General features: G+C 35.0%; 22 protein-coding genes. 20 read left to right on the top strand and 2 right to left on the bottom strand.

Going from position 1 to position 18,938, the window contains the following annotated elements:
* The first annotated feature begins 516 nt into the window (after positions 1 to 516).
* The 11 genes from rpmH to MHI47_RS19475 all read left to right on the top strand — a co-directional run bounded on the left by rpmH (position 517) and on the right by MHI47_RS19475 (position 10,371).
* Positions 517 to 651, top strand: coding sequence for a 50S ribosomal protein L34 (gene rpmH, locus MHI47_RS19525; protein WP_090567297.1), 135 nt, complete (start codon positions 517 to 519; stop codon positions 649 to 651).
* A 65-nt stretch (positions 652 to 716) separates the two neighbouring features.
* The gene (gene rnpA, locus MHI47_RS19520) at positions 717 to 1,064 is read left to right on the top strand and encodes a ribonuclease P protein component (protein WP_093538016.1); all 348 of its coding nucleotides are present in this window, start codon (positions 717 to 719) and stop codon (positions 1,062 to 1,064) included.
* 65 nt (positions 1,065 to 1,129) lie between these two features.
* Positions 1,130 to 1,900 carry a membrane protein insertase YidC gene (yidC, locus tag MHI47_RS19515; protein WP_340764299.1) on the top strand — a complete coding sequence of 257 codons (771 nt, stop codon included), beginning with the start codon at positions 1,130 to 1,132 and terminating at the stop codon, positions 1,898 to 1,900.
* Complete coding sequence (jag, locus tag MHI47_RS19510; protein WP_340831962.1) at positions 1,897 to 2,640, top strand: RNA-binding cell elongation regulator Jag/EloR; 744 nt, start codon at positions 1,897 to 1,899, stop codon at positions 2,638 to 2,640. The genes yidC and jag overlap by 4 nt, the downstream gene beginning before the upstream one ends.
* 235 nt (positions 2,641 to 2,875) lie before the next feature.
* Entirely contained in the window at positions 2,876 to 4,261 is a 1,386-nt protein-coding gene (mnmE, locus tag MHI47_RS19505; protein WP_340831961.1) for a tRNA uridine-5-carboxymethylaminomethyl(34) synthesis GTPase MnmE, read from the top strand.
* Positions 4,262 to 4,283: 22 nt separating this feature from the next.
* Positions 4,284 to 6,173, top strand: coding sequence for a tRNA uridine-5-carboxymethylaminomethyl(34) synthesis enzyme MnmG (gene mnmG, locus MHI47_RS19500; RefSeq protein ID WP_093538012.1), 1,890 nt, complete (start codon positions 4,284 to 4,286; stop codon positions 6,171 to 6,173).
* Positions 6,174 to 6,196: 23 nt separating this feature from the next.
* Positions 6,197 to 6,913 (top strand): 16S rRNA (guanine(527)-N(7))-methyltransferase RsmG, encoded by a 717-nt coding sequence (gene rsmG, locus MHI47_RS19495; RefSeq protein ID WP_340764292.1) that lies wholly within the window; start codon positions 6,197 to 6,199, stop codon positions 6,911 to 6,913.
* Positions 6,914 to 7,001: 88 nt separating this feature from the next.
* The gene (noc, locus tag MHI47_RS19490) at positions 7,002 to 7,871 is read left to right on the top strand and encodes a nucleoid occlusion protein (RefSeq protein ID WP_093538010.1); all 870 of its coding nucleotides are present in this window, start codon (positions 7,002 to 7,004) and stop codon (positions 7,869 to 7,871) included.
* Positions 7,872 to 8,005: 134 nt separating this feature from the next.
* Positions 8,006 to 8,767 carry a ParA family protein gene (locus MHI47_RS19485; RefSeq protein WP_093538009.1) on the top strand — a complete coding sequence of 254 codons (762 nt, stop codon included), beginning with the start codon at positions 8,006 to 8,008 and terminating at the stop codon, positions 8,765 to 8,767.
* Complete coding sequence (locus MHI47_RS19480; RefSeq protein ID WP_093538008.1) at positions 8,760 to 9,602, top strand: ParB/RepB/Spo0J family partition protein; 843 nt, start codon at positions 8,760 to 8,762, stop codon at positions 9,600 to 9,602. Before MHI47_RS19485 ends, MHI47_RS19480 begins: the two co-directional genes overlap by 8 nt.
* A 64-nt stretch (positions 9,603 to 9,666) precedes the next feature.
* The gene (locus MHI47_RS19475; RefSeq protein ID WP_093538029.1) at positions 9,667 to 10,371 is read left to right on the top strand and encodes a DUF554 domain-containing protein; all 705 of its coding nucleotides are present in this window, start codon (positions 9,667 to 9,669) and stop codon (positions 10,369 to 10,371) included.
* Here MHI47_RS19475 and yyaC read toward each other — a convergent pair.
* Complete coding sequence (gene yyaC / locus MHI47_RS19470; RefSeq protein ID WP_093538007.1) at positions 10,327 to 10,929, bottom strand: spore protease YyaC; 603 nt, start codon at positions 10,927 to 10,929, stop codon at positions 10,327 to 10,329. The two genes, MHI47_RS19475 and yyaC, sit on opposite strands and share 45 nt — an antisense overlap.
* Before the next feature lie 78 nt (positions 10,930 to 11,007).
* Between yyaC and MHI47_RS19465 the strand changes: the two genes are divergently transcribed.
* The 3 genes from MHI47_RS19465 (at position 11,008) to ychF (ending at position 13,247) form a co-directional block, all read left to right on the top strand.
* Positions 11,008 to 11,826, top strand: a complete 819-nt coding sequence (locus MHI47_RS19465) for a mechanosensitive ion channel family protein (protein WP_340831959.1) — start codon at positions 11,008 to 11,010, stop codon at positions 11,824 to 11,826.
* Between the two features lie 33 nt (positions 11,827 to 11,859).
* The gene (locus MHI47_RS19460) at positions 11,860 to 12,060 is read left to right on the top strand and encodes a DUF951 domain-containing protein (RefSeq protein WP_093538005.1); all 201 of its coding nucleotides are present in this window, start codon (positions 11,860 to 11,862) and stop codon (positions 12,058 to 12,060) included.
* 86 nt (positions 12,061 to 12,146) lie between these two features.
* On the top strand, positions 12,147 to 13,247 hold the full coding sequence (gene ychF, locus MHI47_RS19455) for a redox-regulated ATPase YchF (RefSeq protein ID WP_093538004.1): 1,101 nt from the start codon (positions 12,147 to 12,149) through the stop codon (positions 13,245 to 13,247).
* A 214-nt stretch (positions 13,248 to 13,461) separates the two neighbouring features.
* Here ychF and MHI47_RS19450 read toward each other — a convergent pair whose 3' ends face one another.
* Positions 13,462 to 14,019, bottom strand: coding sequence for a DUF3267 domain-containing protein (locus MHI47_RS19450; protein WP_340831957.1), 558 nt, complete (start codon positions 14,017 to 14,019; stop codon positions 13,462 to 13,464).
* Between the two features lie 168 nt (positions 14,020 to 14,187).
* Between MHI47_RS19450 and rpsF the strand changes: the two genes are divergently transcribed.
* From rpsF to rplI, 6 genes are all read left to right on the top strand, one after another.
* Positions 14,188 to 14,496: a 30S ribosomal protein S6 gene (gene rpsF / locus MHI47_RS19445; protein ID WP_093538002.1), complete on the top strand. Its 309-nt coding sequence runs from the start codon at positions 14,188 to 14,190 to the stop codon at positions 14,494 to 14,496.
* Between the two features lie 39 nt (positions 14,497 to 14,535).
* Positions 14,536 to 15,036: a single-stranded DNA-binding protein gene (gene ssb / locus MHI47_RS19440; protein WP_093538001.1), complete on the top strand. Its 501-nt coding sequence runs from the start codon at positions 14,536 to 14,538 to the stop codon at positions 15,034 to 15,036.
* A gap of 49 nt (positions 15,037 to 15,085) precedes the next feature.
* Positions 15,086 to 15,322: a 30S ribosomal protein S18 gene (rpsR, locus tag MHI47_RS19435; RefSeq protein WP_093538000.1), complete on the top strand. Its 237-nt coding sequence runs from the start codon at positions 15,086 to 15,088 to the stop codon at positions 15,320 to 15,322.
* Positions 15,323 to 15,554: 232 nt separating this feature from the next.
* Positions 15,555 to 16,496: a YybS family protein gene (locus MHI47_RS19430; RefSeq protein WP_340831955.1), complete on the top strand. Its 942-nt coding sequence runs from the start codon at positions 15,555 to 15,557 to the stop codon at positions 16,494 to 16,496.
* A 12-nt stretch (positions 16,497 to 16,508) separates the two neighbouring features.
* Positions 16,509 to 18,485 carry a DHH family phosphoesterase gene (locus tag MHI47_RS19425; protein WP_340771259.1) on the top strand — a complete coding sequence of 659 codons (1,977 nt, stop codon included), beginning with the start codon at positions 16,509 to 16,511 and terminating at the stop codon, positions 18,483 to 18,485.
* On the top strand, positions 18,482 to 18,931 hold the full coding sequence (gene rplI, locus MHI47_RS19420; RefSeq protein WP_093537997.1) for a 50S ribosomal protein L9: 450 nt from the start codon (positions 18,482 to 18,484) through the stop codon (positions 18,929 to 18,931). Before MHI47_RS19425 ends, rplI begins: the two co-directional genes overlap by 4 nt.
* The last annotated feature ends 7 nt before the right edge of the window (positions 18,932 to 18,938 follow it).

Genomic DNA, 18,938 nt, shown 5'->3' with positions numbered 1-18,938 from the left:
TTATCTAGTCTCCTTTACTGCGGATTTGTTAGTTAAACTTTTTTTCAAAAAATAATATATGTATTACAAAATTCGACATATACACAAATCCACTGCCTGTGGATAAACGTTATAAAGTTATGGGAATAAACTTATCCACAGATTACTAACAACTGTGGATAAGAAAAAGGAACGAAAAATTTTTGAAAAAGTAAAACACAAATATCGTAACAAAAAATCATTGAGATTACAAGAAATTTAAGGGTTATCCACAATTATTTAATTATTAACAATATAAGTTGTCCACAACGCAATTATATGTGCAGAATATGTTCATAAGTGTTGTGGATAATTTTTTAGGGAAATTTGTTACACACAGTGCTATAATTTAATACCTTGCGAATTGTGGATAACTAATTGTAGTTTGTTCATTAGCTAATTATTGAAAGCCATTGACAAAACCACTAGAAGTTATATATAATATCGGAGACTGTCTTACGAAGATTGAAGATGATCACTCAGGAGGTGTCATATAAGATGAAACGTACATTCCAACCAAATACACGTAAACGTGCCAAAAATCACGGTTTCCGCGCACGTATGAGTACTAAAAACGGTCGACGCGTTATTGCAGCCCGTCGTGCTAAAGGAAGAAAAGTATTATCAGCATAAGTCCACTGACCATTTCAGTGGTCTTTTTTTTCTTTTAAAACGAATTAGTTGGAGCTGGTGAGAACATGAATAAGAAACAACGTATTAAAAAGAATGCAGAATTCCAAACCATTTTTAAAAAGGGGAAGTCTTTTGCGAATAGACAATTTGTTGTTTACTGTTTAAATAAAGAAGAAGACTACTACCGAGTTGGATTATCAGTCAGCAAAAAGGTTGGGAATGCAGTAGTTCGTAACCGCATTAAACGATATATTAGACAAACCTTCCTAGAAATACATGATCAAGTATTTCCAAACATGGACTATATTATTATCGCCAGAAATCCGGCGGCCAAATTAGACTTTCATGAAACTAAAAAAAGTATAGAGCATGTTTTAAAAGTTGCTAAAGCTTTAAATAAGAAAAGTAAGTAGTAACTTTCCAAGGAAATGTTAAAATACAATGAAGAGATATATAAGACTTATTAGGGGGAAGAAGGTTGAATAAACGTTTATCACTTGTACTATTATTAGTAGTAACTACTGCTTTGCTTGCAGGATGTACAGAGTTCAATGAGCCAATCTATGATAAATCAGAAGGGTTTTGGAATGAATACATCGTATGGCCATTAGTATCATCTATAACGTTTTTTAAAGAATTATTAGGGACATATGGTTTGGGTATTATTGCCGTAACAATAATTATTCGTTTAGTGTTACTACCATTAATGATAAAACAAACGAAAAGCTCTAAAAATATGCAAGAAGTCCAACCCGAGTTAACAAAGCTAAAAGAAAAATATAGCTCGAAAGATGCTGTAACGCAGCAAAAGTATCAGCAAGAGATGATGGCCCTCTTTAAAGAAAGAGGAGTTAATCCTGCTGCTGGATGTTTACCGGTATTCATTCAAATGCCGATATTGATCGGTTTCTATCATGCCATTAGCCGTATGAATAATACACCAGAAATTAATCTTGGAGATTTTATTGGCTTTGCTTTAGCGGAACCAAGTATTTTCCTAGCTATCTTGGCAGGTCTTATGCAATTAATTGTTTTACGCACAGGTCCAGCAATGGATAATCCTCAAATGAAGTTAATGATGTACATTATGCCATTTATGATTATGGGATTTGGTGTCGTTTTACCAGCTGCCTTGACGTTGTATTGGGTTATCGGAAATATTATTTCCATCATTCAAAATTTATTCATTTACAAACCTTGGAACAGACCAAAAACAGAACCTGTTAAAACGGGAGGACCAAAAAAATGAATCAGATTACACAAACTGCACCTACAAAAGAAGAAGCTATAACGGTTGCACTGGAAAAGCTTGGCGTTTCCAGAGATGACGTGTCAATTATATTAGTGGAAGCAGGTAAAAAAGGTTTTCTTGGATTTGGAAAAAAGCCTGCAGTTGTTGAAGTAACTGTTTTGAAAAAAGAACAAGAAATAAAAGAAGTAAAAGTACAAGAAGTAGAAAAGGTTGAAGAAGTAACCGAATTAGAAGAGACAGTCAAAAAAGAATCGGTTATGGAAGATGTACCAATAATTACAAATGAACAAGCAGTGGAAGAAACAAAAAGTTATATAAAAGAGATTGCAAAAGAAATGAATATAAATGATCTAGTTATTAATGAGAAAAGAGACGGGAAGTTTATCTATCTTCATTTAAATAGTGAGAAAGCTGCTATATTAATTGGAAAGCGTGGACAAACGTTAAATGCATTAGAAAACTTATCACAATTAGTTGCAAATAAATTTTCTAATTCTTTTATCATTATAAAGTTAGACGTTGGTGATTACAGAGAACGAAGACAAGAATCATTGGAGCAACTGGCAGAAAGAATGGCAGACAAAGCTATTCGAACTGGTAGTAAGGTAGAATTTGAACCAATGTCCTCATTTGAACGGAAAATAATTCATAATGCATTGTCTGTACGAGTGGATATTGAAACCTATTCAGTGGGAACGGATCCAAATCGTTATTTAGTTATCGAACCAATTATATAATATTCCAACGGATTTCAGCTATGTTAAACACTGAAATCCGTTTTTATTGCATTAAATAATTTTATCTCGAGTCTTGCTATCTATTAGCGAACTTTAGGTATTTTTGTTCACATATGAAAAAGTATCTATACTTCTGATTTTAGTCGTTTTATGGTATTGTTATATGTTAGATAGTCTTGTTCGGTTTACTTATACACATGTGGATAAGTAAGGATTTGTAAGGAGGTGGACACTTGTGGAATTTGATACAATAACTGCTATCTCAACTCCAATGGGAGAAGGTGCCATTGCTATAGTGAGATTAAGCGGATCTAGTGCAATAGCTATAGCAGATAAAATATTTCGTTCACCAAGCGGAAAAAGTTTATTTGAACAAAGTTCTCATACCATTCATTATGGTCATCTAATTGATCCTAAAAATGGTGAGGTTGTAGAGGAAGTTATGCTGTCCCTTATGAAAGGGCCCAAAACATTTACAAGAGAAGATGTCATTGAGATAAACTGCCATGGAGGACTAGTTTCTGTTAATCGAGTACTTCAGCTAGCCTTAATAAATGGTGCCCGACTAGCAGAACCGGGTGAGTTTACCAAACGTGCTTTTTTAAATGGGAGAATTGATCTTTCACAAGCTGAAGCTGTAATGGACTTAATAAGAGCAAAAACAGACAAAGCGATGAATGTTGCATTAGGGCAAATGGAAGGTCGATTATCTAGACTTATTGCTACATTGAGGCAAGCACTCTTAGAAACATTGGCGCAAGTAGAAGTAAATATCGACTATCCAGAATACGATGATGTAGAGGAAATGACACTTCCATTAATGATAGATAAATGTACGTGGGTTAGTGAAGAAATCGACAAACTACTTTTGACATCATCTCAGGGGAAAATACTACGAGAAGGATTATCTACTGCGATTATAGGTAGACCGAATGTAGGGAAGTCTTCTCTTTTAAATAGTTTAATACAAGAAAATAAAGCAATTGTGACGGATATAGCAGGAACAACTAGGGATATTATAGAAGAGTACGTTAATGTACGAGGCGTCCCATTAAAACTGGTCGATACTGCAGGTATTCGAGAAACAGAAGATATTGTAGAAAGAATCGGCGTAGAAAAGTCTAGACAGGTACTAAAAGAAGCAGATCTTATATTACTTGTTTTAAATAGTGCTGAGAAGTTAACGATAGAAGACAGAAGATTGTTTGAAGCAATTGAAGGAATGGACTATATCGTTATTATAAACAAAACTGATTTACCAACCGAAATAGAGATAGATGAAGTAAGAAAATTATCAGGTCATAAACGTATTGTTACTACTTCTTTACTAGAGGAACAAGGGGTAAATGAATTAGAAGAAGCGATTGCCTCTTTGTTCTTTGAGGGCACAATTGAAGCCAGTGATCTGACATATGTATCGAATGCTCGACATATATCATTATTGACTTTGGCAAAATCAACTATTACAGATGCGTTAGAAGCGGCACAGAATGATGTGCCTGTAGATATGATTCAAATAGATGTTACTAGAACATGGGAAATACTAGGTGAAATAACAGGGGATACAGTCGAAGAAAGTTTGATTGATCAACTGTTCTCACAATTCTGTTTAGGAAAATAAGAGACGAGAGGAAGTTACGAACATGCCGAAGTTTGAAGCGGGCAAGTTCGATGTGATTGTTGTTGGAGCAGGACATGCAGGTGTGGAAGCGGCTTTAGCAGCTGCTAAAATGGGTGCAAAAACCTTAGTTCTAACAATAAATCTTGATATGATTGCATTTATGCCTTGTAATCCATCGATCGGAGGACCTGCAAAAGGAATTGTTGTGCGTGAAATAGATGCACTTGGCGGGGCCATGGGAAAAGTTATAGACAAAACACATATTCAAATGAGAATGCTTAATACAGGGAAAGGACCTGCTGTTCGAGCATTACGTGCACAAGCTGATAAAGTACTTTACCAAAATGAGATGAAGCGTCTTTTAGAAGAGCAAGAGAACTTAACAATTCATCAAGCTGTAGTAGAGGAATTACTAGTGGAAGACGACAAAATTGCTGGTCTAGTGACACAAGTAGGAGCAGTTTACCGTGCAGAAACAGTCGTAATTACGACGGGGACTTTCTTACGTGGTGAAATTATTATAGGCGACTTGAAGTACTCAAGTGGACCTAATAATCAGCAACCTTCTATAAAATTAGCGGATAGTATCCGTGACTTAGGTTTTGATCTAGTTCGTTTCAAAACAGGTACTCCACCGCGTGTAAATAGTAAAACTATAGATTATAGTAAAACAGAAATCCAACCTGGGGATGATGTTCCAAGAGCTTTTAGTTTTGAGACGACAGAATTTATCATGGATCAATTACCTTGCTGGTTAACTTATACAAGTGAAGTAACGCATCAAATTATTAATGATAATTTACATTTATCACCGATGTATTCTGGTATGATTAAAGGAACTGGTCCAAGGTATTGCCCTTCAATTGAAGATAAGGTTGTACGCTTTAACGACAAGCCTCGTCATCAAATTTTCTTAGAGCCAGAAGGTAGAAATACACGAGAGGTGTATGTTCAAGGGTTATCTACTAGTCTTCCAGAACATGTACAACGTCAGCTGTTAGCCTCTGTTCCAGGACTTGAAAATGCAGAAATGATGCGAGCTGGATACGCAATTGAGTATGATGCAATGGTACCAACTCAATTATGGCCAACATTAGAAACTAAAAAAGTAAAAAATCTATATACAGCGGGTCAAATAAACGGTACTTCTGGTTATGAAGAAGCAGCAGGTCAAGGTTTAATGGCAGGAATAAATGCTGGTTTACGTGCACTTAAAAAAGAAGAAAAGGTATTGAGTAGATCAGATGCATATATCGGTGTATTAATTGATGACTTAGTAACGAAAGGAACTAATGAACCATATCGTTTACTTACTTCCCGTGCAGAATATCGTTTATTACTTCGTCATGACAATGCTGATTTAAGACTGTTGGAAATTGGATATGAAATTGGATTAGTTCCGGAATCACGATATAGTAAATTCTTAGAGAAAAAGAAAAGAGTAGAAGATGAGTTAGTTCGTTTACGATCAACAATGATAAAACCAAATGAAGTAACTCAAGATTTGATAAAAAGTGTAGCTGGTAGCGAATTGAAAGATGGAATTCGTGCAGCAGATCTTTTAAAACGAACAGAAATGAACTATGATTTAGTAGCTCAATTGTCACCTTCTGAGGTAGAATTATCTATAGAAGAAAAAGAACAAGTAGAGATACAAGTTAAGTATGAAGGGTATATCGATAAATCTCTTCAGCAAGTAGAAAAACTTAAAAAAATGGAAGACAAAAAAATTCCTGAGAATATCGATTATAATGCTATTAACGGTATTGCTACAGAGGCAAAACAGAAACTGATGCAAGTCCGACCATTGTCGATTGCTCAAGCATCTCGAATTTCAGGAGTAAATCCAGCAGATATATCTATTTTACTTATATATATAGAACAAGGAAAAATAGCGAAAATTTCTGGGTAGTCTAAAATGATAAGGAGAACTACATGAACGAAGAACAATTTGTAAAAGCCCTTCAAGAAAAAGGAATAGATTTGAGTAGTACTCAAGTAGAACAATTCCAAATTTATTTTAAGTTACTAGTGGAATGGAACGAGAAGATGAACTTAACTGCCATAACGGACGAGCCTTCTGTTTATTTAAAGCATTTCTTCGATTCCATTAGTGCTTCTTTTTATGAGGATTTCACAGGAAAATACTCAATTTGTGACGTTGGAGCAGGTGCAGGTTTTCCTAGTATTCCTTTGAAAATTTGTTTTCCTAATTTAAGTGTTACAATAGTAGACTCTTTAAATAAGCGAATTCAATTCTTAACACATCTTAGTAAAGAACTTGGGTTAAAAAATGTTCACTTTGTTCATTCTCGAGCAGAAGATTTTGGACAAAATAAGGAATATAGAGAAAATTTTGATATAGTAACTGCTAGAGCTGTTGCGAGACTTTCTGTGTTATCTGAACTCTGTCTTCCTCTCGTTAAAGTTGGAGGGAAGTTTATAGCGATGAAAGCAGCAAGTGCTTCTGAAGAACTAAAAGATGCTTCTAAAGCTTTATCCGTATTAGGTGCAGAAAAAACATCAGATTATTCTTTTTTATTACCATTAGAAAATAGTGAAAGAACGTTGTATGTCTTTTCTAAAACTAAAAGCACACCGAAAAGATACCCTCGAAAACCAGGTATTCCAAACAAAACACCAATTATTTAATGAGGAACGTTCCACGTGAAACATTTAAGGTATAAATTTAATCGTGAATATTTTGTGTATAGAGTTTCGAAAAGGTGGTGCGAGTAAGATGAAAAGTCCGTTTTCACGTTTTTTTGGAAGTTCTGAAAAACAAGGGCAAGAAGAGCTGATTGAGCCAAGGCAAAATCACTTAGAAGAAGTTTTAAATATAGCAATTGAGAAAATAGTACCTAATAGATATCAACCTAGAACTGTTTTTGATGATGATAAAATTGAAGAACTAGCTAGAACTATTCATACTCACGGTGTGATTCAACCAATCATTATTCGAAAAATGGAAGATGAAAAGTACGAGATTATTGCTGGAGAACGTCGCTTTAGAGCGATGACAAAGCTTAAGTGGGCAGAAGTTCCAGCAATAATCCGTAACTTAAGTGATAAAGAAACTGCTTCTATTGCATTAATAGAAAACTTACAACGTGAAGAGTTAACGGCAATTGAGGAAGCGGTAGCATATCAGAAGTTATTAAAACTTCATGATCTAACTCAAGAAGCACTGGCCCAACGTCTAGGTAAGGGGCAGTCTACAGTTGCAAACAAACTGAGATTACTAAAGTTACCTCAAGAAGTTCAAGAAGCTATTATGAAAAAAGAACTTTCGGAAAGACATGCTCGTGCGTTAATGGCTATTAAAGAAAAAGAAGTACAACTAGAATTGATGAATACTTCCATTGAGAAACATTGGAATGTGAAACAACTAGAAGAAAGGGTTAATGAAATTAATAACCCACCAGTTAAAGAAGATAAGAAAGTAAAATCAAGAAGAAAAGTAGTAAGTAAAGATGTTCGAATAGCATTAAATACGATTAAACAATCTTTATCTATGGTCACTAAAAGTGGTATTAATATAAAAACTGAAGAAGAAGATACAGAAGAATTCTATCAAATTACTGTAAGAATCCCTAAAAAGAAATCATAATATACTATTTTACTTTAACTCTCGCATAATTTTGCGAGAGTTTTTTCTTTTGTAACAAGAATAACATCCATTTCTATTCAAAATTTGATAGAATAAAGAAGTGGCTATTATATAGTAAGGAAGTTGGTGCAAGTGTGGGAAGAATTATAGCAATCGCCAATCAAAAAGGTGGGGTAGGAAAGACAACTACATCCGTGAATTTAAGTGCCTGCCTTGCATACTTGGGGAAAAAAGTATTACTAGTTGATATAGATCCACAGGGGAATGCTTCTAGTGGAGTAGGGGTTAATAAAGGTGAGGTTCAGCAATGTATTTATGATGTCCTCATTGATGATGTTAGTGTGAAAGATACAATCTTAGAAACAAAAGTTGAAAATTTACATATTGTTCCTGCTACTATTTCTTTAGCCGGTGCTGAAATAGAATTAGTCTCTACAATTTCTAGAGAAGTTCGTTTAAAAAGAGCCTTACAGGAAGTACAAAGTTTATATGATTATATTGTTATAGATTGCCCGCCATCTTTGGGATTATTAACGATTAATTCATTAACTGCTGCAGATGCAATTATTATTCCGGTACAATGTGAATTTTATGCGTTGGAAGGTTTAAGCCAATTATTAAGTACAATTCGCTTGGTTCAAAAGCATTTAAATAAAAATCTCGCTATTGATGGTGTATTACTAACAATGTTTGATGCTCGTACAAACCTTGGTATTCAAGTAATTGAAGAAGTAAAAAAATACTTCCAAGATAAAGTATACAAAACAATAATTCCTAGAAATGTTCGTTTAAGTGAAGCACCAAGTCATGGAGAACCAATCATTATATATGATCCAAAATCTAGAGGGGCAGAGGTATATTTAGAATTAGCGAAGGAAGTGATTCGTAATGGCTAAAGGATTAGGAAAGGGTATTAATGCATTATTCCCTGGAGAAGATTTAGATTTAGATCAATTAGAACAGGTTGAACAGATTCTAATCATCGATATTAAACCAAATCCTTTTCAACCTCGTAAAATATTTGACGAAGAAGCTCTGAAAGAACTTTCTGAATCTATTAAGGAACATGGTGTTCTGCAACCTATTATATTAAGAAAAAAAGGATCGAAGTTTGAAATAGTAGTAGGGGAAAGAAGATATAGAGCATCTCAGTTAGCAAATTTAGAAGCTATTCCTGCAGTTATAAGAGAACTAAATGATCAGCAAATGATGGAACTTGCAATTCTTGAAAATCTTCAGCGAGAAGATTTAACTGCGATTGAAGAGGCAGAGGCGTATCAAAATCTACTGGAGCATTTAAACTTAACTCAAGAACAACTTGCTTTTAGATTAGGGAAAAGTAGACCTCATATAGCCAATCATATTCGTTTACTCTCATTACCTCAGGTTGTTAGAGATGCTATCTCTGATGGGATTTTTTCAATGGGACATGGTAAAGCACTTCTTGGATTAAAGAAGAAAAAAAACATTCCACTAATTATGCAAAAGTCCATAAAAGAAAACTTAAATGTTAGACAGCTAGAGGCTTTAGTTCAGCGCCTTAATGAAAATGTTCCACGTGAAACAAAAAAAGTTCAGAAGGATATTTTTACTAAAGAAAAGGAATCTGAGTTAAGAGAATTATTTGGAACTCCTGTTTCTATCGTGAAAAACAAAGATAAAGGTAAAATTGAAATTGAGTTCTACTCAGATGATGATCTGGAAAGAATATTGCAATTGTTAGAAGATTAAAAACCTATTCTTAGGCAATGCCTAAGAATAGGTTATATTTTTAGCGGTGGAATGAGGCATGGTAATGGCACTATTTGGAACATTGATAAATGCTCTATTAATAGTAGTAGGGGCTATTATAGGTAGATTATTAAAAGGAATCCCGGAAAATATGAAACAAACTGTTATGAATGCAATTGGTATAGCGGTAGCTTTGTTAGGTATTCAAATGGGCTTAGAAAGTGATAATTTTGTTTTAGTCATTATATGTATTGTTTTTGGTGGAGTCATCGGGGAATGGATAGATCTGGATAAATGGTTAAACCGATTCGCACAATTTTTAGAAACTAAAATGGGATCTCCAAAGCAGGGGGCAGGAATTGCCCAGGGATTTGTTGCAGGAACGTTGATATTTGTAATAGGAGCAATGGGAGTACTTGGAGCTCTCAACGGAGGTTTACAAAACGACCATGAATTATTAATAAGTAAAGGGATAATTGACGGATTTACCTCTATTGTTCTTGCTGCAACTTTAGGAATAGGTGTTCTTTTTTCTGCAATTCCTGTAGCCATCTATCAAGGAGTAATAGCTTTGTTTGCTACTCAAATAACAAAAATAATACCAGAGGCTGCACTTGAATTATTTCTTCAAGAAATGACAGCAACTGGTGGTATTATGATTATTGCTATTGGTCTTAATCTTTTAGGAGTAACGAAAGTGAGAGTGGCAAATCTATTACCAAGTTTAGTTGTCGTCGGCATTGCTGTTACTATTATTTATAACTTTTAAATTATAACGATGCCATGCTAAAAGTAGAGAACGAGATATGATTTTACCCATATCGTAAGTAAGGCTGAGACGAGTACTTTGTAAAACATTATATTCCATAAAACCTCCGATATTAACAATAGCCTTAATAGATACATCACCTATTGGTGGTAAATCTTTTTTAACTGCTTTTCCTGGAAACAAGGGACCACGTTGAACAATGATTTGTCCAATATTATTCACATTTCCTAAGCATGCATCTATAGCAATAATGTATGGGGCTATGGAAGAGCTAAGGAGTGTATCTGTAATTTCTTCAATATTTAATGCATGTAAAGGATTGTCCAATGTACCTACAATTTCAAAAGGGAATGACTTGAGTTGCGATAAAAAAGAGCCAGTCATTGGTCCAAGTGCATCCCCAGTTGAGCGATCAGTACCTATACAACAAAACACTAGATTTGGATGATCAAATGGTATTTGTTCTATAAAGTAGTTACTTAATCGCCAAACTGCACCTGTTTCTTTATAATAAATTGTAGAAGATTCGGAAATAGTATTAATAGCAGAAGAGTTCATATAATTTTACTCACTTTCTTTTTAAGTCAGTATATGCATCTAGGAAATTATTTATTCAAATGAGGTGGTAACAAGTTTATGGAAGAAAGGCTACAAAGTTTGAAGGATTATTTATTTACAGAAGAGACTTGGATTCAACTAGGACTTACCTTTTTAAAAGTAATACTAATCTTATTATTAACTGCTATTGCGGTGAAGTTTGGAAAACACATCATCCAAAAGGTATTTGCGGTCAGACAAAGAAGCCCTTTAGGCTATTCAGAGCGTAGACAAAATACATTACTAAAACTGCTTCAAAATGTTTTAACTTATGTTATTTATTTCAGTGCTATTATAGCTATTTTAACTACATTTGGTATAAAAGTAGCCGGATTGTTGGCTGGGGCGGGAATTGTCGGTCTAGCAGTTGGTTTTGGTGCCCAAAGCTTAGTAAAAGACGTTATTACTGGTTTTTTTATAGTGTTTGAAGATCAATTTGCAGTTGGAGATCAAGTACAAATAGGAACAGCGAATGGAATTGTACAAGAAATAGGTTTACGAACGACAAAAGTGAAGAGTTATACCGGAGAACTTCATATAATTCCTAATGGTAGCATTTTAGTTGTTATAAACTATTCCATTTATAACTCACTAGCTTTAATAGACATTAGTATAGCACCTGAAAATGATATTCCATCTATGGAAAAGAATATTGAAGAATTTCTTGAAGGGCTACCAAACAGGTATGAAGAACTTGTGAAAACACCTAGTTATCTTGGGGTACAAAGTTTTGATGCATCTGAAATAGTAGTGCGTTTCACCGCTGAGACTTTACCAACTAAACAAAATAGTATTGCTAGAAAAATTAGGAGAGATTTAATAGAATTTTTCGAATTGAAAGGCATTAAGATTTCATAACCCGATAACTATTTAAAATGAGTAGGTGACGAAATGGAAAAGAAGCAATTTCAACTAAATGATATTGTAGAAATGAAAAAACAACACCCTTGTGGAACAAACGCTTGGAAAATCATTCGAATGGGTGCGGATATACGTATAAAGTGTGAAGGATGCCAACATAGTGTAATGATTCCTAGAAAAGAATTTGAAAAGAAGATGAAAAAGCTCCTTGTGCAAGCGGATGCTGAGTAATGATAGACTTTTATAACTAAAATCAATATAATGAACAAGTTGTATATAAAGTTTATGGTTTAAAATAATGAAGGGTTGTGACATATATGGCTTTAACTGCAGGAATCGTAGGACTACCAAACGTAGGGAAATCTACATTGTTTAATGCAATAACAAAAGCTGGAGCATTGGCAGCAAACTACCCATTTGCAACGATTGATCCTAACGTAGGGGTAGTAGAAGTACCTGATAAGCGTTTAGATAAATTGACAGAGCTAGTAGTACCAAAGAAAACAGTTCCTACAGCATTTGAATTTACGGACATCGCGGGAATTGTAGAAGGCGCTAGTAAAGGGGAAGGACTTGGAAACAAATTCCTTGCTCATATACGTGAAGTAGATGCAATTTGTCAGGTTGTTCGTTGCTTCGAAGATGAAAATATTACACATGTATCTGGAAAAGTAGATCCAATCTCAGATATTGAAGTGATTAACCTAGAGTTAATATTAGCGGATTTAGAGAGCGTAGATAAACGCTTAGCTCGTGTAACTAAAATGGTAAAACAAAGAGATAAAGAAGCACTAGCAGAAGAACCAGTTCTTACTCGCTTAAAAGAAGCTTTCGAAGCTGGAAAATCGGGTCGTTCGGTTGAATTTACGGAAGAAGAACAACGCGTAGTTAAAGGATTTCATTTGCTGACAACAAAACCAATGCTTTATGTTGCGAACGTATCAGAAGATGATATTATGGCTGATGGCGAAAATGAATATGTACAAAAAGTGCGTGCATTTGCAGCAGAAGAAGGCGCAGAGGTAATACTTATATGTGCAAAAATTGAAGAAGAAATGGCAGCACTAGAAGATGAGGAGAAAGCAATGTTCCTAGAAGAATTAGGAATTAAAGAATCTGGTTTAGATCAGTTAATTAAAGCTTCTTACTCATTAATAGGTTTAGCTACTTACTTCACAGCTGGAGTACAAGAAGTTCGTGCTTGGACATACCTTAAGGGTATGAAAGCACCTCAATGTGCAGGTGTAATTCACTCTGACTTTGAAAAAGGTTTTATCCGTGCGGAAACAGTAGCTTATGATGATTTGGTTGAAACTGGATCTATGGCAGCTGCAAAAGAAGCTGGTAAAGTTCGTTTAGAAGGAAAAGAGTATATCGTACAAGACGGAGACGTAATGTTATTCCGCTTCAACGTATAATAGAAAAAGGATTAGTGAGAAATCACTAATCCTTTTTTCTATTGAATAATAAGTATATAAAATGTACACAATCAATTAATTGAGAAGTACTCTCATCATTAGATAGAGCATAGCTTCTGCTTAGATGTTAACAGTAGCCAAATTGGTTTTATATCCAATTATATAAAGTAGAGATCTAATTGATTGGAGCGCAAATCAATCGCATATCACCCTTTTAATTTTGCGCGCTTTTTCTTAATACATATAACCTAGGCTTCACTGGATCATCTTTTATCAATAAATCATTTGGATATTTTCTGAGCTCCTTATACATGGCAAAGTCTCCAGCTGCTCCAGCGATTAACCAGGCACCCAACAGGACAAGTGAAAGAGATCCAATCCAAAAACCAAAAATCATTGGTAAAAATCCAGTAGCCCAAAAAGGAAGTAACAATGCTTTTTTCATGGCACCGTTTGGGATAGGCATAGTTGTAGTAGCATATGCTACCCCCATTTTAAGATTGACCCCATAGTCCATACTATTCCAAGGTGCTTTCCCAAAAAGCCAGAATCCAACGAGATGAAGGCACTCATGCAATATGATTAATACTACATAACCGATAAAGAACCAGAGGAAGTTCCAAAAAGAGAAAGTTATTTCGGTAATACTAGTTAACCAAGGAAATAGAATTAGCCCTGTTATAGATAAACCCACAGTTAGTCCAATGCTTTCCCATGCGACCTTTTTTAAATTGATATCAATTACGGCTAAAGTTTCTTCATTGTTTTCCATATACGTGCCTCCTATTTAAAATAAATATACCTCAATGAGTAAAATAATGACAATCATCCTTGATACGTTAGATAAACTATGTTACAATTCATTGATGTGAGTAATAGAATTACTTGCTCCTTGTCGGCTTTCAATAGTCGGCCAAAGACCATAGGGAGGTGTAAATAGATGAGAAAGTACGAATTAATGTACATTATTCAACCAGCAATCGAAGAAGATGCGAAGAAAGCTTTAGTAGAGCGTTTCCAAGATATCTTAACTTCAAATGGTGCAGAAATCATCGAAGCAAAAGAGTGGGGTAAACGCCGTTTAGCTTACGAAATCAATGACTTACGTGAAGGATTCTACCAAATCCTTAAAGTAACTGCTGATTCAAAAGCAATCGATGAATACACACGTTTAGCTAACATCAATGAAGACATTATCCGTCACATTGCTGTTCGTATCGATGATATTAAAGTTAAAGCAAAAAAATAAAACTGACTAAAAAAGCTGATCGAGGGAGGTTGTTTACTGATGATTAACCGTGTCGTATTAGTTGGAAGACTAACAAAAGATCCGGAACTTCGCTATACACCAAGTGGTGTTGCAATGGCTAGATTTACACTAGCTGTAAATCGTACATTCTCCAACCAACAAGGTGAAAGAGAAGCTGATTTTATCAACTGTGTCGTTTGGAGAAAGCAAGCTGAGAACACAGCAAACTACTTGAAAAAAGGAAGTTTAGCTGGTGTTGAAGGGCGCATTCAAACGGGTAGTTATGAAGGACAAGATGGAAAACGTGTTTATACTACAGACGTTGTTGCAGACAGCGTTCAGTTCTTAGAACCACGTAATAGCTCTGGAGGCAACCAAGGTGGACAATCATCTTCGGGGAATGGCCAGCAGCAATATTCAGCACCTTCATATCAGCAAAACCAACCATCGAATCAGCAAAATTATACACGTGTAGATGAGGATCCTTTTTCTAATAGTAGTGGACCAATCGAAGTATCGGATGACGACTTACCGTTCTAAAAAGCATTACTTAGCATGTTTACTTTAATCGAAAAGGAGGCAACTCGATATGGCAATTCGTCGCGGAGGCAAAAGACGCCGTAAAGTTTGTTACTTCACATCAAACAATATCGTACACATTGATTATAAAGATGTAGATTTGTTGAAAAAATTCGTGTCAGAACGTGGGAAAATTCTTCCACGTCGTGTGACAGGAACTAGTGCGAAGTATCAACGTAAATTAACACGAGCTATTAAAGTATCTCGTATCATGGCTTTACTTCCATTCTCTTCTGAAGAGAGATAAGTATAAATTAGAAAGACCGGGAAACCGGTCTTTTTTTTGTGAACTTTTAAAATACTTCAAGTCCTTCACTTTTAATGACAGATAAAGGAAAAGTGTGCCTTTACCTTCATACTTCACCGCATTTCAATGCAAACATAGACGTTTGCACTTTTCTATACAGTATGTGGAATTTTAGTTGTTGTAAACAATCTGTTACAATGAATAGATGATTACATTAAAGGAAGGTTCCTAAATGCAAAGAAATCAAACAAATTATTTAACTTATGGATCTATGATGATTGCGCTATTTGCTATTTTGTTGGCAATGTCAGTTTATGTTCCAGTACTAGGATTTTTCACGTCATTTATTGTACCGTTACCCCTTGCATGGTACAGTGCAAAGTTTGAAAGAAAACAAGCTGTATTTGTCACGGTGATTGCGATTATTATTTCTTTTGTTATTGGCGGAGTTTTTGGATTTATCTTTGGATTACTAGTTGGTCCGTTAGGTTTTCTCATTGGATATGCAATTCAGGCTAAAAAGTCCAAATTGTATATGCTCATGTCAACAGGGTTGTTTTTACTTTTAATGACTGCTGTACAATACATAATATCCATTTTGTTTTTAAATATGAATGTTTTGAAGCAATTAATCACGACCATTGAAGTATACTACGAACAACTGGGAAATATTATGTCTTCCTTTGGTCAATTGCCTGAGGGTTATGACGAGTTAGTTGAACAAAGCATAATGCTTATCGAATCAATTATGCCCAGCTATTTTATTGGCGGGGTGTTTATTAGTGCTTGGTTATATTTAATCATTAATTTATCTCTATTAAAAAAGTTGAAATTAAGTGTACCTAAGTTCCCTAAATTCATGGATTTTAGACTACCTAAAGCAGTGTTATGGTATTATTTAATCGTATCGATTTTCTCATTGTTTGTATCATTTGACGTAGGAACGTTTGGCTATTTAGCTTTGGTGAATGCAGCATTAATATTACGAGCTCTTTTGTTTTTACAAGGTGTTTCTCTAATACACTACTATTTTTATATAGAGGGATGGCCAAAATGGTCAATGATTCTTGCGACAATCTTTGCAGTTCCACTATATACATTTACTATTATAGTAGGGGTATTAGATTTAGGATTTAATATCAGAGATTTTATAAAAGACAGATACAAAAAATAAGGAGCTGATCTAGTGGCATCTTTTTTTAGAAAACGGCCAATTCGATATCCACTCATATTGTTTTTACTACTTAGTGGGGTTGCAACTTATTTATTACTGTCTACCAACACATTGATTGGACTATTGTTCGCTCTAATGGTAATTGGTGTATTCATCTATGCATGGATGATTGAACAACGTGTGTATGAAGAGACAGAAAAACATATAGAAACTCTTTCTTACCGGATGAAAAGGGTAGGAGAAGAAGCCTTATTAGAAATGCCAATCGGAATATTACTCATAAATGATCAGTACATCATTGAATGGGCCAATCCGTACATGACCCAACAACTTCCATTCGATACGATTATTGGTGAGGAGCTCCTTTCGATATCAAAGGATTTTCAACAGCTTAAAAAACAGGAAGAATCTAAAGAAATGGTTATTTCCTTAGATGAAAAAAATTATAAAGTGTTTTATAAAGCGGAAGAAAAGCTTCTATACTTCTTTGATATAACCGAACAGATCGAAATGGAATCGCTCTATTATGGAGATCGAACAGTTATTGGTGTTCTGTTTATAGATAACTATGATGAAATATCACAAGGGATAGATGATCAAACTCGAGGAAGGCTTAACAGTCTGGTAACTTCCTCTGTGAACGACTGGGGAGCCAAATACGGAATTTATGTAAAACGAATTTCCTCGGATCGTTTTTTAGCCGTTTTTAATGAATCCATATTAGTAGAAGTAGAAAAAAGTAAATTCTCTATATTAGATGATATAAGAGAAACTACTGCTAAATTCGGATTTTCCCTTACTTTAAGCGTAGGTGTTGGTGCTGGGTCCACTTCCCTAGTAGAACTTGGAGAACTTGCTCAGTCCAGCTTAGATTTAGTATTAGGACGTGGTGGAGATCAGGTAGCGATAAAGCATTCAAGTGGAAAAGTGAAGTTTTATGGTGGGAAAACAAATCCAGTAGAAAAACGTACGCGAGTAAGAGCAAGAGTTATTTCCCATGCGCTACGTGATCTTATCCAGGATAGTGACCAAGTATTTGTTATGGGGCATAGAATGCCCGATATGGATGCAATTGGCTCTGCTGTTGGAGTAAGAAAAATGGTTGGTATGAACAAAGTAGAAGGTTATGTTGTATTGGATACTAATGAGTTGGATAATAGTGTTGTTCGTTTAATGGATGAGATCAAAGAACAACCAGAGTTATATAACCGTTTTATAAGCCCAGAAGAGGCAATAAGCAAAATTACAGACAAAACATTATTAGTAGTAGTAGATACACATAAGCCTAGCCTAGTTATTGATGAAAAGCTGCTTCAAAAAGCAGAGAAGGTAGTTGTGATCGATCATCATCGACGTGGAGAAGAATTCATCTCCAACACGATGCTTGTTTACATGGAACCTTATGCATCCTCTACTTCAGAGTTGGTAACTGAACTAATTGAGTATCAACCGAAAAATGAAAAGTTATCTATGTTGGAAGCAACATCCATGTTAGCTGGTATTATTGTTGATACGAAAAGCTTTACGCTACGTACGGGAGCAAGAACATTTGAAGCAGCATCCTATTTGCGTACGCATGGTGCAGATACAATTCTTGTTCAACGTATGTTGAAGGAAGACATTGATACCTATATTGAACGCTCTAAAATTGTTCAGACGGTAGAATTCTTTAGAGAAGGCATTGCTATTGCACATGGTATGGAAGACATCTCTTATAGTCAAGTATTGCTTGCTCAAACCGCTGATATCTTATTGACGATGAATAATATTGGTGCCTCTTTTGTAATAGGCCGGAGAAGTGAATCTACTATAGGAATCAGTGCCCGATCATTGGGTGATGTAAATGTTCAAGTTATAATGGAAAAGCTAAATGGTGGAGGGCACTTAACTAATGCCGCCTGTCAGTTAGAAGATACCACGATAGACGAAGCAATAATACTTCTAAAAAATGCAATTATAGATACAATCGAAGGAGGAAATGAAGAATGAAAGTAGTATTCTTAAAAGACGTAAAAGGTAAAGGGAAAAAAGGCGAGGTTAAAAATGTTGCAGATGGTTATGCACACAACTTCTTACTAAAAAACAAATTAGCGGTAGAAGTAAATGCAGCTGCATTAAGTGCTCTTGAAGGGCAAAAGAAAAAATCAGAAAAAGAAGCAGCTCAAGAGCTAGCAGATGCACAACAATTAAAAGAAACAATAGAGCAATTAACAGTAGAGTTAAAAGCAAAGTCTGGAAATGATGGTCGACTATTTGGCTCAATTACAACAAAACAAATTGCTTCTCAATTAGAAAAGTCACATGGTATAAAATTAGACAAACGCAAAATGGAATTAGATGATGCAATTCGAGCATTAGGATATACTAATGTTCCTGTGAAACTTCATCATGAAGTTGTAGCAACATTAAAAGTTCTTGTTGCAGAAGAAGCGTAAGGAGAGA

Origin of the sequence: Psychrobacillus sp. FSL H8-0487, assembly GCF_038008385.1 — a bacterium.
GTDB lineage: Bacteria > Bacillota > Bacilli > Bacillales_A > Planococcaceae > Psychrobacillus > Psychrobacillus psychrotolerans.
Note: the sequence above shows the minus strand (reverse complement) of the source record. Positions and strands in the feature narration are given on the sequence as shown.

Bases quoted from the DNA above. Each gene is read 5' to 3' on its own strand.
- rpsF (WP_093538002.1), top strand. From the start codon at position 14,188: ATGAGAAAGTACGAATTAATGTACATTATTCAACCAGCAATCGAAGAA.
- ssb (WP_093538001.1), top strand. From the start codon at position 14,536: ATGATTAACCGTGTCGTATTAGTTGGAAGACTAACAAAAGATCCGGAA.
- yyaC (WP_093538007.1), bottom strand. From the start codon at position 10,929: ATGAACTCTTCTGCTATTAATACTATTTCCGAATCTTCTACAATTTAT.
- MHI47_RS19450 (WP_340831957.1), bottom strand. From the start codon at position 14,019: ATGGAAAACAATGAAGAAACTTTAGCCGTAATTGATATCAATTTAAAA.
- MHI47_RS19430 (WP_340831955.1), top strand. From the start codon at position 15,555: ATGCAAAGAAATCAAACAAATTATTTAACTTATGGATCTATGATGATT.
- MHI47_RS19465 (WP_340831959.1), top strand. From the start codon at position 11,008: ATGGAAGAAAGGCTACAAAGTTTGAAGGATTATTTATTTACAGAAGAG.
- MHI47_RS19480 (WP_093538008.1), top strand. From the start codon at position 8,760: ATGGCTAAAGGATTAGGAAAGGGTATTAATGCATTATTCCCTGGAGAA.
- MHI47_RS19475 (WP_093538029.1), top strand. From the start codon at position 9,667: ATGGCACTATTTGGAACATTGATAAATGCTCTATTAATAGTAGTAGGG.
- mnmG (WP_093538012.1), top strand. From the start codon at position 4,284: ATGCCGAAGTTTGAAGCGGGCAAGTTCGATGTGATTGTTGTTGGAGCA.
- rpmH (WP_090567297.1), top strand. From the start codon at position 517: ATGAAACGTACATTCCAACCAAATACACGTAAACGTGCCAAAAATCAC.
- rpsR (WP_093538000.1), top strand. From the start codon at position 15,086: ATGGCAATTCGTCGCGGAGGCAAAAGACGCCGTAAAGTTTGTTACTTC.
- ychF (WP_093538004.1), top strand. From the start codon at position 12,147: ATGGCTTTAACTGCAGGAATCGTAGGACTACCAAACGTAGGGAAATCT.
- rsmG (WP_340764292.1), top strand. From the start codon at position 6,197: ATGAACGAAGAACAATTTGTAAAAGCCCTTCAAGAAAAAGGAATAGAT.
- rnpA (WP_093538016.1), top strand. From the start codon at position 717: ATGAATAAGAAACAACGTATTAAAAAGAATGCAGAATTCCAAACCATT.
- rplI (WP_093537997.1), top strand. From the start codon at position 18,482: ATGAAAGTAGTATTCTTAAAAGACGTAAAAGGTAAAGGGAAAAAAGGC.
- noc (WP_093538010.1), top strand. From the start codon at position 7,002: ATGAAAAGTCCGTTTTCACGTTTTTTTGGAAGTTCTGAAAAACAAGGG.
- MHI47_RS19460 (WP_093538005.1), top strand. From the start codon at position 11,860: ATGGAAAAGAAGCAATTTCAACTAAATGATATTGTAGAAATGAAAAAA.
- jag (WP_340831962.1), top strand. From the start codon at position 1,897: ATGAATCAGATTACACAAACTGCACCTACAAAAGAAGAAGCTATAACG.